Origin of the sequence: Streptomyces sp. NRRL S-378 (assembly GCF_000720645.1) — a bacterium.
Lineage (GTDB): Bacteria > Actinomycetota > Actinomycetes > Streptomycetales > Streptomycetaceae > Streptomyces.
The window spans coordinates 1-242 of the sequence record NZ_JOBX01000235.1 but is presented as its reverse complement, the minus strand read 5'-3'; the positions used below and the strand labels follow the sequence as shown (position 1 = coordinate 242).

Sequence of the window (242 nt, the reverse complement as noted above, 5' to 3'; positions counted from 1 at the left end):
CGCGTACTCGCTGGTCACGTCGCGTGCGGCGCTGGAACACCGGGCGGTGGTCGTCGCCACCGGAACCGGCGATGCGGTCGTCGGCCTGCGGGCCCTCGCGGACGGCGCCCCGAGCTCCTCCACCGTCTCGGACCAGGCCTCGCCCGGCCGTCTGGCGGTGCTGTTCACGGGGCAGGGTGCGCAGCGCCTGGGGATGGGGCGTGAGCTGTACGGGGCCTTCCCGGTGTTCGCGGAGGCCTTCG

At 75.2% G+C, this 242-nt stretch carries 1 protein-coding gene; it reads left to right on the top strand.

What is annotated here, in order from left to right; translation table 11 throughout:
* The coding region (locus tag IH80_RS45570) for a polyketide synthase (RefSeq protein WP_030966599.1) at window positions 1–242 on the top strand (242 nt) is incomplete at both ends.